The organism is Blautia sp. DFI.3.45, assembly GCF_020593505.1.
GTDB lineage: Bacteria > Bacillota > Clostridia > Lachnospirales > Lachnospiraceae > Blautia_A > Blautia_A wexlerae.
The window spans coordinates 22,967-34,333 of the sequence record NZ_JAJDMI010000040.1; the positions used below are offsets into that span (position 1 = coordinate 22,967).

The following is an 11,367-nucleotide window of genomic DNA, read 5'->3' on the forward strand; positions in this document are numbered from 1 at the left end:
GAAAGTGCGCCATTTTTTATATCATTATAAAAAGAATCTATAAAACTTCCAGACAGGACAAAACTGTATCGAAGAATCATTAAGAAAGCAAAAAACAGCAGAAACTATGCTGACAAGGAGTGAATGAAAATGGGGAATTATACCAGAGAAGAAATATTACAGATGGCTGAGGAGGAAGACGTGGAATTTATCCGTCTCCAGTTCACAGATATGTTCGGAACGCTGAAAAACATCGCCATAACTGCCCGGGAACTTCCCCGTGCGCTGGATAACCGATGTATCGTAGATGGTTCCTTTATCGCAGGAATTGCAGGAGAATCTGAACCGGATATGTACTTAAGACCGGATCTTGACACTTTTGCAATTCTCCCATGGAGACCACAGCAGGGAAAAGTTGCCAGACTGTTATGCGATATCTATTGTCCGGACGGAACCCCTCATGAGAGAAGTCCGAGATATATCCTGAAGAAAACCGCCCGGGAGGCAAAGAAGGAGGGATACACCTGTCTGGTAGATCCGGAATGTGAATTTTTCCTTTTTCATACAGATGATAACGGAGTTCCGACTACTGTAACACATGAGAAGGCCGGATATCTGGATGTCAGTCCTGTGGATCTGGGTGAAAACGCAAGACGTGATATTGTATTAAATCTGGAAGACATGGGGATTGAGGTAGAATCTTCTCACCATGAAACTGCTCCTGCACAGCACGAAGTAGATTTCAAATACGGTGAAGTCCGTACGATTGCAGACCGGATCATGTCATTTAAGATGACGGTCCGTACCATTGCCAAACGCCATGGACTTCATGCGACATTTATGCCGAAACCAAGGGCAGAAGTAAATGGCTCCGGAATGCACATTCATTTCTCCTTATTTAAAGATGGAAGAAATGTATTCGTCAATCCGGGAAATCCACAGGAATTAAGCGAAGAAGCTTATTACTTCGTAGGAGGTCTTCTGGCTCACAGCAAAGAGATGGCACTGATCACCAATCCTATCGTAAATTCCTACAAACGTCTGGTTCCGGGCTATGAAGCCCCGACAGAACTGACATGGACAAAGAACAACCAGAATTCACTGGTAAGAATTCCGGGATCCAGAGGTATGGAGACAAGGATCGAACTGAGAAGTCCGGATGCAGCAGCAAATCCGTATCTGGTATTTGCAGTATGTCTGGCAGCAGGACTGGATGGAATCAATAAGAAGATTTATCCGACTAAGTCCTCCAGCAGAGAGTTATCCGAAACAGACCAGAAAACAATGAAGATTGAAAATCTTCCGGGAAATTTGAACGAAGCAATTGATTACTTCGAACAGAGTGACTGGATCAAAGAAGTACTTGGAACAGAATTTTGTAAAGAATACGCAGCAGCCAAGAAAAAAGAATGGCTTCGCTATACAAGAGAAATTTCAGCCTGGGAAATCGAGGAATACTTATACAGAATTTAACCGAATCAAACAAGTCCCCTGTAGAAATTGTAAAAGGCAATAAGCAGTGGGTGGGGACTTGTTTGTATCAGGAGGAGCGAAGCTCCTTCTGATAAACTGCGAAGCAGTTATTCGGTTATGAGCAAGTAGCGAAGCGGATTGCGAACATCCGCTTGATCAAAATCAAACAAGTCCCCTGCGGAGGTTGTAAAAAGTAATAAGCAGTGGACGGAAACTCAGGTTGTAACAGAAATAGGAGTGGCAGAGTTATGAGCAGTAGCATTGTGATTGCGTTACCGAAAATTGAAGACGCAAAGAAAATCCGCACAATACTTAACAGACATGGGCTCACAGTAGCCTCTGTCTGCAGCTCTGTCTCTAATGCGCTGGCCAGTATCTCAGAGCTTGACAGTGGTGTTCTGATATGTGGGTATAAGCTGACAGATGCCTATTATAAAGACGCTCTCGATAACCTGCCACAGTATTTTGAAATGTTGCTTCTGGCTTCTCAGCGTATTATAGATGAAGCACCGAATTCCGTCAGCACTGTACAGATGCCGATGAAAGCAAGCGTACTGATAGATACGGTCAATGACATGCTCTATCATCTGGAACGCCGGATCAAAAAAGAAAAAAAGAAACCAAAGCCCAGATCAGAAAAAGAACAGAATTATATCTCGAATGCCAAACGCCTTCTGATGGAAAAAAACCAGATGACAGAAGAGGAAGCATACAGACATATCCAGAAATGCAGTATGGATTCTGGTACTAATATGGTAGAAACTGCACAGATGCTGCTTATGCTGATGTATGATGAGATTTGATTTATCGTATGTACTAAATAAAACATCTGAAAATAATCGGAAAAATTTTGTAAAAAATGACGATATTATTTTGACAGAATATGTGGTAATATACAGAATATATTTTTGTTCATATCAAGTTAGAGGCAAAATATATTTTGACCCTAACATCATATTATATATAGAAAGAACACAAACAAACATAAAATAGATAATAACAGGAAGAATGATTACAAAGGCGTAATCAGAGAGTCCAGGGGATAAGTGTCTCCGGATTTTCTGATTACGCCTTTTTGATATTCCAGGGTTTTAAGCCAAAAAGTCGTTGTGCTTGCACGAAAAGCCTTTTGAACTTGAAACCAGTGAAGATATCACAAAGGTTTTCAGAAATGAAGAAATGGAGGATGAGGAAATGGAATTTATGGATGGAACATGGAAAAAAGAAATCAATACCTGGGAGGAACTCGTAGGTAATAATCTCCTGAACCAGGAAGCCGTAATCGAAGGCGCTGTTCACAGCATCCGTAATATGGGTGATGTGGCATTTATCATTCTTAGAAGAAGGGAAGGCTTATTCCAGACAGTCTATGAAAATGAAATGGCAAATGTTTCCATTCATGAATTGAAGGAAGCAATGACGATCAGGGTGAAAGGAATCCTGCATGAAGAGGAGAGAGCACCCCACGGAAGAGAGCTTCGTATTCGTCATATTGATATTTTATCAACACCGGCAGAGCCACTTCCAATGGCAATCGACAAATGGAAACTGAACACTTCCCTGGAAGCAAAATTAAACTACAGACCGATTTCCCTGAGAAATATTCAGGAGCGTTCCAAATTTAAAATCCAGGAGGCCCTGACAAAAGCATTCCGTGATTATCTTTGCGGACAGGGATTCACAGAAATCCATACTCCAAAGATCGGAGCCAGAGGAGCAGAGGGTGGGGCAAACCTTTTCAAATTCAGCTACTTCCACAAACCTGCAGTACTTGCGCAGAGCCCACAGTTCTACAAACAGATGATGGTTGGAGTATTTGACAGAGTATTTGAGACAGGTCCTGTATTCCGTGCTGAGAAACATAATACAAAACGTCATTTAAATGAATACACCAGTCTGGACTTCGAGATGGGATATATTGACAGCTTCGAAGAAATTATGGCAATGGAAACAGGATTCCTCCAGTATGCCATGAACCTTCTGAAAACAGAATATGCAAAAGAAGTACAGATTTTGAAGCTTGAGATCCCGGATGTATCCAAAATCCCGGCAGTCCGTTTCGATGTAGCCAAGGAACTGGTATCACAGAAATATAACCGTAAGATCAGAAATCCATTTGACCTGGAGCCGGAAGAAGAAGCACTGATCGGACAGTATTTCAAAGAAGAATATGGCTCAGATTTCGTATTTGTCACACATTATCCGTCAAAGAAACGTCCATTCTATGCAATGGATGATCCGGAAGACGCAAGATTTACCTTAAGCTTTGATCTGTTATTCAAAGGCCTTGAGATCACAACAGGCGGACAGCGTATCCATGATTACAACATGCTGGTACAGAAAATTGAAGACAGAGGTATGACGCAGGAAGGCATGGAACAGTATCTGGATACCTTCAAACATGGTATGCCGCCTCACGGTGGACTGGGAATTGGTCTGGAACGTCTGACCATGCAGCTTATCGGTGAAGAGAATGTTCGTGAAACCTGTCTCTTCCCGCGAGATATGAACCGTCTGGAGCCGTAAACAAGTCAGAAACTTGGAAAGCTGCCTATATATTGACCGGAAACGGCAGGTTGATTCCGGGCAGAAAGAAATAAAAGCAATATAGAATGTTACAGGCAGTATATATAAGGAGAAAATCATGGCAAAGATCATAGATGATGAAACAATGGAAAATGTCTGCATCCTGGCCAAGCTTTCCCTCTCGGAAGAAGAAAAGGAAAAAGCAAAAGCTGAAATGCAGAAAATGCTTGATTATGTAGAGAAACTGGATGAACTGGATACATCGGAAGTAGAGCCTATGTCCCATATTTTCCAGGATGAAAACGTATTTCGTGAGGATGTTGTCACAAACGGAGACAACAAAGAAGCAATGCTGGCAAATGCACCGAAAGCAAAAGAAGGACAGTATCAGGTTCCGAAAACCATAGGATAGGAGACAGGACAATGGAGTTGGAAAAATTAACAGCCCTGCAGCTTGGGGAAAAAATAAAACAGCGTCAGGTCAGCGTCCTGGATGGAGTAAAAACTGTTTTTGAACAGATTGAGAAACAGGATTCAGAAGTACACGCTTATCTTGACATATATAAAGAAGAAGCATACAAACGTGCAGAAGAAGTACAAAAAGGCATCGAGGACGGTACTTATACCAGTCCTCTTGCAGGCGTACCGATCGCGATCAAAGATAATATCTGTATTAATGGAAAGAAAACTACCTGTGCATCAAAGATTCTTGAGAATTTTGTGCCTCAGTATAATGCAGAAGTCATTGACCGTCTGGAAAAAGCCGGACTGGTCATTATCGGAAAAACAAACATGGATGAATTTGCCATGGGAAGTACAACAGAGACCTCCGCTTACGGCATCACCAGAAACCCATGGAATCTGGAACATGTACCAGGCGGTTCTTCAGGTGGTTCCTGTGCAGCAGTAGCAGCAGGAGAAACTTATCTGGCGCTTGGTTCAGATACAGGCGGATCTATCCGTCAGCCAAGTTCCTACTGTGGTGTAACCGGAATTAAACCAACCTATGGAACAGTATCCCGTTACGGTCTTGTAGCTTATGCATCTTCCCTGGATCAGATCGGTCCTGTAGGAAAAGACGTATCTGACTGTGCAGCTCTTCTGGAGATCATCGCAGGACATGATACAAAAGACAGCACATCCATGAAAAGAGAAGACCTTCAGTTCTCCAAAGAACTGACAGGAGATATTAAGGGGATGAAATTCGGAGTTCCTGAAGAATATCTGGCAGAGGGACTTGATCCGGAAGTAAAAGCATCTTTTATGGGTGTTCTTGATACGCTGAAAGAACTGGGAGCAGAAGTAGAATTCTTCTCTATCAAAACCATGGAATACATGATTCCGGCTTATTATATTATCGCCAGTGCAGAAGCAAGTTCCAACCTGGAACGTTTCGATGGAGTGAAGTACGGTTTCCGTGCAGCAAAATATGAAGGTCTTCACGACATGTACAAAAAGACCAGAACAGCAGGCTTCGGTGAAGAAGTAAAACGCCGTATCATGCTTGGTTCCTTCGTATTAAGCTCCGGTTATTATGATGCATACTATCTGAAGGCACTCCGCACAAAAGCCCTGATCAAGAAAGAATTTGACCAAGCATTTGGCAAATATGATGTGCTCCTTGCACCTGCATCTCCATTTACAGCACCGAGGATCGGTGAAAGCTTAAAAGATCCCCTTGCCATGTATCTTGGAGATATCTACACGGTAGCAGTTAATCTCTGCGGTCTTCCGGGAATCACAGTTCCATGCGGAAAAGACAGCAAAGGTCTCCCAATCGGTATCCAGATGATCGGGGACTGCTTCATGGAAAAGAAAATCCTGCGTGCAGCACACGCCTATGAAACCAGCCGCGGCTCCTTTGCCGTGCCAGGAGAAGGAGGCACCAGATAATGAAACAGTACGAAACAGTCATAGGACTTGAAGTCCATGTAGAACTTGCAACAAAAACAAAAATTTTCTGCGGATGCTCCACAGAGTTCGGAGGAGCACCCAATACACATACATGTCCGGTCTGCACAGGTATGCCGGGTTCCCTGCCTGTATTAAATAAGAAAGTAGTAGAGTTTGCCCTGAAAGCAGGTCTTGCAGCAAACTGCCAGATTCATCAGTACTGCAAATTTGACCGTAAGAACTATTTCTATCCGGATAACCCACAGAACTATCAGATCTCTCAGTTATATCTGCCAATCTGTCATGACGGATGGGTAGAGATTGAAACCTCTGCAGGCAAAAAGAAAATCCGCATCCATGAAATGCATATGGAAGAGGATGCAGGTAAACTGATTCATGATGAATGGGAAGACTGCTCCCTGGTAGACTATAACCGAAGCGGTGTCCCGTTGATCGAGATCGTATCCGAGCCGGATATGAGAAGCTCTGAGGAAGTAATCGCCTATCTTGAAAAACTCCGTTGTATGATGCAGTATCTGGGTGTATCAGACTGTAAGCTTCAGGAAGGCTCCATGCGTGCAGACGTTAACCTTTCTGTCCGTGAAGTGGGAGCAGAAGAATTCGGTACCAGAACAGAGATGAAGAACCTGAACTCTTTCAAAGCCATTGCCAGAGCAATCGAAGGCGAAAGAGAACGTCAGATCGAACTAATCGAAGAAGGCAAGGCAGTTACACAGGAGACACGCCGTTGGGATGACAACAAAGAATATTCTTACGCCATGCGTTCCAAGGAAGATGCCAAAGACTACAGATATTTCCCTGATCCAGATCTGCCTCCAATCCATATCTCTGATGCATGGATTGAAAAGATCAAAGCAGAACAGCCGGAGCTTCGCGAAGTGAAACAGGCCCGTTATCAGGAAGAGTACGGACTTCCGGCATACGATGCGGGAATCCTTACAGAATCCCGCCATCTTGCAGGCCTTTTTGAAGAAACAGCAGCAATCTACGGAAATGCAAAGAAGACAGCAAACTGGTTTATGGGTGAGGTACTCCGTCTGACGAAAGATAAAGCTATGGATCCGGAACAGGTATCTTTCTCACCGAAGCATCTTGCAGATCTTCTGGTAATGGTAGAAAAATCCGAAGTCAGCCCTCAGAATGCCAAAAAAGTCTTTGAGAAAGTCTTTGAGGAAGACATTGATCCTGTAGCCTACATTGAGGAACATGGTCTGAAGATTGTAGAAGACACAGGACTTCTGGAAGAAACCATCAACAGGATCCTGGATGCTAACCCAGGACCACTTTCAGAACTTCTGGGAGGTAAAGATAAAGTCATGGGCTTCTTTGTAGGTCAGATCATGAAAGAGATGAAAGGCAAGGCAAATCCTGCAAGCGTCCGCGAGACACTAATGAAAGAAGTAGAGAAGCGCAAATAAAATAAATCACCCCGGACATTATGCCCGGGGTAAAAAATGTTAATATATTACCAGTGAACAGTAATGTTAATATTAAAAATTATTCTCAGAAAACACTTTGAGACTTTACATTATTAAATAATTAAGTATAATAAAACTCGAATAAAATATATTTGCAGAAAAGACACAAATAGAAATGGAAAGGCAAAGCAGCAGCCTGCTGTAGACAGGTATATAAAAACTGCGAAACATGCCAGGGAGGAAATCAAACATGGTAACAGTAAACCACAACTATCTGAAATTACCGGGAAGCTATCTGTTTTCCACAATTGGAAAAAAAGTAAAAGCATATAAAGAAGCCAACCCACAGGCAAACGTGATCTCACTGGGAATCGGTGATGTAACCCAGCCTCTGGCTCCGGCAATCATTGAGGCACTTCATAAATCTGTAGATGAAATGGGTGATGCAGCTACATTTCATGGTTATGCACCAGATCTTGGTTATGAATTCTTAAGATCTGCTATTGCAAAGAACGACTACAAAGACAGAGGCTGTGACATTGAAGCAGATGAAATCTTTGTCTCTGACGGTGCAAAGAGCGATTCCGGAAATATTCAGGAAATATTCGGACTGGATAACAAGATTGCAGTGTGCGACCCTGTATATCCTGTATATGTAGATACAAACGTAATGGCAGGTCGTACAGGAGAATACAACAAAGAACGTGGCAACTTTGATAACGTAATCTATATGCCATGTACAGAAGCCAACGGCTTCCTTCCGGAATTCCCGGAAGAAGTACCGGATCTTATCTACCTTTGCTTCCCGAATAACCCAACCGGTGGTGCCATCACCAAACCGCAGCTTCAGGAATGGGTAGACTATGCAAATAAAAACGGTTCTGTAATTATCTATGATGCAGCATACGAAGCATACATCTCCGAAGAAAATGTACCGCACAGCATCTATGAGTGCGAAGGAGCAAGAACCTGCGCCATCGAACTGCGCAGCTTCTCCAAAAATGCAGGTTTCACAGGTGTCCGTCTCGGCTTTACAGTTGTACCAAAGGATCTGGTTCGTGACGGTGTAGATCTCCACAGTCTCTGGGCAAGACGTCATGGCACAAAATTTAATGGTGCGCCATATATCGTACAGCGTGCAGGAGAGGCTGTATACTCTCCTGAAGGAAAAGCACAGCTGAAAGAACAGGTAGGTTACTACATGAGCAACGCCAAAGCCATCTACGAAGGTCTGGCATCAGCAGGCTATTCCGTATCCGGTGGCGTAAACGCTCCATATATCTGGCTGAAAACACCTGATAAGATGACTTCCTGGGAGTTCTTTGACTATCTCCTTGAAAAAGCCAACATCGTAGGAACTCCGGGCTCAGGATTCGGTGCACACGGTGAGGGATTCTTCCGTCTCACTGCGTTTGGAACACATGAGAATACACTGGAAGCAATTGAACGAATTAAGAATCTGTAAGCAGCTTCCTGATAGGAACGAGTGGGATTATAATTTCGCAAAATTTAACCGAATCAAGTAAGTTCCCTGCGGAGCAGTTATTCGGTGTAGAGCTGCATAGCAAAGCGAATGATTTTATCCGCCTGACTATGAAAATGAAAAACGGCAGGACGAAAATCCTTGAAAATCAAGGGTTTCGGACCTGTCGTTTCTATTTTATAAAAATATATATGGAATTTGATTACTATTTAAGTATTAATGTTGTTTTCTGAGATAATCTGTCGAATTTGTTCCTTTGCAACTGCCATAAAAAATACTCCTTTTCGATAAGAATTGTCATATCTGAATTCTTACCAAAAAGGAGTTATTTTTTACCAAAAACACAAACTATTTTACACTACCTACTGGTATTAAAAGATGTAGAAACCTTCTTCGCCAAAATAATCATCCAATTCATCCTCATTTAGGAAATAATCCATATCCAGAAGTTCATCCTCGCTCATACGGCGAATGTCCATGGACGTCATGCCTTCAGGTGGATTATCCATATATTTTCTGCGCAGTTCCTCAATATCTGGTTTCATGTTATTGATCTCTTGGAACAATACGGAACCAGTATTCCGATATTTGAGAGCGTGATTCCGGTATCTGTGAAGGCTGCAGAAGCTAGTGCCGAAGGAATCAGTATCTATGGTTACTGTATTATTGCAAAGTATCCAACATTTCAAAAGAGAATGACGGAGATATTTCGCCTTATTTATTCTTGTAGTAACCAATCGGTTATATCGTGAATTTGGATTCCTTCATAGCTATATTGGGGATGTTTGGTTCTGGCAATAATCATTTTCGGATAAGCATCTCGAATCTGAAGCAGAGGAGAGCGTTCTCTCTCAAATGTTTCCTGCCCGGAAATGTTGTCGCTGACCTGAATATAAAACTTCTCGCTACCTCTCTGAGCAACAAAGTCGATTTCCTTTTGATAAAGCTTGCCGACATAAACATCATATCCACGGCGAAGAAGCTCGATGCATACGATGTTTTCATATACTCTGCCATAATCCATATTTCTGCTCCCCAGTATTGCATATCGAATACCGCTGTCACACAAATAGAACTTTTCAGAGCTTTCAAGGTATTTCTTACCTCGGATGTCGTATCTCTTAATATCATAAAATACAAAAGCATTGCACAAATACTTAATGTATTTGCCGACGGTTACATGATTGGTTGGAGTTTCATTTGCTGTCAGTAGCTGACTGATCTTATTAGGAGAAGTCAGGTTGCTGATATTATCCATAAGGAACTCGCTCAGACGTTGTAAAACCAAAGTGTCAGGGAGATTATATTTCTGTACCAAATCCCTTGTAACAATAGTTTCGTAGACCTCTTTGATATAGTTTGTTCTGTCTTTTTCGGTTCTATAAGCATAGGAACCTGCTAAACCGCCCTTGATAGCGTACTCATCAAAGAGCTTATCTTTGTCACTGATATCATCATAATATTGGCAATATTCCTGGAAGCTGAAAGGAAACACATGAATTTCAATATAGCGTCCGGTAAACAGAGTTGCCAGATCCGCACTCAACAGGAAAGCATTAGAGCCTGTTACATAGATGTCGTATTTTCCCTTAGAGTACAGGCTGTTGATTGCCAGCTCAAACTTGGGACACATCTGAACCTCGTCTACAAACAGGTAGTTCGTTTTGCCTTCCTGATAATGTTCTTCCACATAGGAGTGTAAGGCATGGTATTCCTTGATTTCTTCATATGCTAAATCCATGAAGTCAATGAAGATAATATTGATGTTTTCAAAGTTGTTTTTCAGATACGCAATATATGCCTGCATCAGTTTAGACTTACCAGATCGACGAATACCCGTGATGATCTTGATGTCAGGAGTGCCATTCAGTTCAATGATTCTATCGAGATATTTTGCTCTCGTGATTGTTTTCATTTAGTCACCCACTTTCAAAAATTGAAGTTTTTTCATTTTTCGAAACCGCTTTGTTGTACTTAGTATACTGTCTGCTAATAGTATATGCAAGATGTCGCTTTCAAAAACACAAATTTTTTTATTTTTTGAAAGTGAAAACTATGTATAGGCAACCCGATTCTTTACTTAATTTCAGAAAAAAAGTAAAAAAATTTGCTTTTGACCACTGTAAAACATGCTCTGAGCATTATGAAGAACTTGCACAGGAACAGAATATTGCTCTGGCTAATTTCCGGCGGAAGAAATTATCACAAACCGGAATACGGGGAAGCAATGGAAATATAAAGTATCTTACTTTTGATGAAGCTTCCTATCTGGCAAAGGTCAGCAGAAGCATGATCAACAAATGGGCGGATAAAGGAAAGTTTACGGTAATAAAAGTTGGCAGTCGGGTTAGGATTCGTCGGGATGAATTTGAGGACTGGATGGAACAAAGAGATTTGGAAAGGAGCATGCAATAATATGGCATCCTTTTCATGTTCCTTAATTATTAGCTGGAGCAAACAACCAGCTAACTTTCAGAGCTTTACAGAGCTTGACAGAGGGGGTATTCAGAATAACTCAAATTGAATAACTGCGCGTCGCATTCTCGTTACTTCCAGTGATGAGTTAGACGCGCA

10 protein-coding genes are annotated in these 11,367 nt (G+C 42.0%); 8 read left to right on the forward strand and 2 right to left on the reverse strand.

The annotated features are described in order from the left end of the window. The first annotated feature begins 129 nt into the window (after positions 1–129). From LJE09_RS12985 to LJE09_RS13015, 7 genes are all read left to right on the forward strand, one after another. Positions 130–1,452, forward strand: coding sequence for a glutamine synthetase family protein (locus LJE09_RS12985; protein ID WP_008704905.1), 1,323 nt, complete (start codon positions 130–132; stop codon positions 1,450–1,452). Positions 1,453–1,700: 248 nt separating this feature from the next. Beyond that, entirely contained in the window at positions 1,701–2,255 is a 555-nt protein-coding gene (locus LJE09_RS12990; RefSeq protein WP_118573040.1) for an ANTAR domain-containing response regulator, read from the forward strand. Positions 2,256–2,646: 391 nt separating this feature from the next. Beyond that, positions 2,647–3,978 (forward strand): aspartate--tRNA(Asn) ligase, encoded by a 1,332-nt coding sequence (aspS, locus tag LJE09_RS12995; protein ID WP_227311414.1) that lies wholly within the window; start codon positions 2,647–2,649, stop codon positions 3,976–3,978. A 118-nt stretch (positions 3,979–4,096) separates the two neighbouring features. Further along, positions 4,097–4,390: an Asp-tRNA(Asn)/Glu-tRNA(Gln) amidotransferase subunit GatC gene (gatC, locus tag LJE09_RS13000; RefSeq protein WP_008704901.1), complete on the forward strand. Its 294-nt coding sequence runs from the start codon at positions 4,097–4,099 to the stop codon at positions 4,388–4,390. 11 nt (positions 4,391–4,401) lie between these two features. Beyond that, entirely contained in the window at positions 4,402–5,871 is a 1,470-nt protein-coding gene (gene gatA, locus LJE09_RS13005; RefSeq protein WP_161276470.1) for an Asp-tRNA(Asn)/Glu-tRNA(Gln) amidotransferase subunit GatA, read from the forward strand. Further along, positions 5,868–7,310 (forward strand): Asp-tRNA(Asn)/Glu-tRNA(Gln) amidotransferase subunit GatB, encoded by a 1,443-nt coding sequence (gatB, locus tag LJE09_RS13010; protein WP_026650061.1) that lies wholly within the window; start codon positions 5,868–5,870, stop codon positions 7,308–7,310. Before gatA ends, gatB begins: the two co-directional genes overlap by 4 nt. Before the next feature lie 250 nt (positions 7,311–7,560). Next, positions 7,561–8,775 (forward strand): LL-diaminopimelate aminotransferase, encoded by a 1,215-nt coding sequence (locus tag LJE09_RS13015; RefSeq protein ID WP_022381182.1) that lies wholly within the window; start codon positions 7,561–7,563, stop codon positions 8,773–8,775. A gap of 389 nt (positions 8,776–9,164) precedes the next feature. Here the strand turns inward: LJE09_RS13015 and LJE09_RS13020 are convergent, their stop codons facing one another. Together LJE09_RS13020 and LJE09_RS13030 are read right to left on the reverse strand one after the other, a co-directional pair. Beyond that, entirely contained in the window at positions 9,165–9,338 is a 174-nt protein-coding gene (locus LJE09_RS13020; RefSeq protein WP_008704896.1) for a hypothetical protein, read from the reverse strand. 173 nt (positions 9,339–9,511) lie between these two features. Then, a complete protein-coding gene (locus LJE09_RS13030; RefSeq protein WP_008704894.1) occupies positions 9,512–10,708 on the reverse strand; it encodes an ATP-binding protein in 1,197 nt (398 codons plus the stop codon). Between the two features lie 140 nt (positions 10,709–10,848). On the opposite strand from LJE09_RS13030, the gene LJE09_RS13035 reads away from it, so the two are divergent. Next, the gene (locus LJE09_RS13035; RefSeq protein ID WP_025581321.1) at positions 10,849–11,208 is read left to right on the forward strand and encodes a helix-turn-helix domain-containing protein; all 360 of its coding nucleotides are present in this window, start codon (positions 10,849–10,851) and stop codon (positions 11,206–11,208) included. Positions 11,209–11,367 lie beyond the last annotated feature (159 nt).

What these genes read in the sequence shown, in the direction of transcription:
- LJE09_RS12985 (WP_008704905.1), top strand. Translation starts at nt 130, where the DNA reads ATGGGGAATTATACCAGAGAAGAAATATTACAGATGGCTGAGGAGGAA.
- aspS (WP_227311414.1), top strand. Translation starts at nt 2,647, where the DNA reads ATGGAATTTATGGATGGAACATGGAAAAAAGAAATCAATACCTGGGAG.
- LJE09_RS12990 (WP_118573040.1), top strand. Translation starts at nt 1,701, where the DNA reads ATGAGCAGTAGCATTGTGATTGCGTTACCGAAAATTGAAGACGCAAAG.
- LJE09_RS13020 (WP_008704896.1), bottom strand. Translation starts at nt 9,338, where the DNA reads ATGAAACCAGATATTGAGGAACTGCGCAGAAAATATATGGATAATCCA.
- gatA (WP_161276470.1), top strand. Translation starts at nt 4,402, where the DNA reads ATGGAGTTGGAAAAATTAACAGCCCTGCAGCTTGGGGAAAAAATAAAA.
- LJE09_RS13030 (WP_008704894.1), bottom strand. Translation starts at nt 10,708, where the DNA reads ATGAAAACAATCACGAGAGCAAAATATCTCGATAGAATCATTGAACTG.
- gatC (WP_008704901.1), top strand. Translation starts at nt 4,097, where the DNA reads ATGGCAAAGATCATAGATGATGAAACAATGGAAAATGTCTGCATCCTG.
- LJE09_RS13035 (WP_025581321.1), top strand. Translation starts at nt 10,849, where the DNA reads ATGTATAGGCAACCCGATTCTTTACTTAATTTCAGAAAAAAAGTAAAA.
- LJE09_RS13015 (WP_022381182.1), top strand. Translation starts at nt 7,561, where the DNA reads ATGGTAACAGTAAACCACAACTATCTGAAATTACCGGGAAGCTATCTG.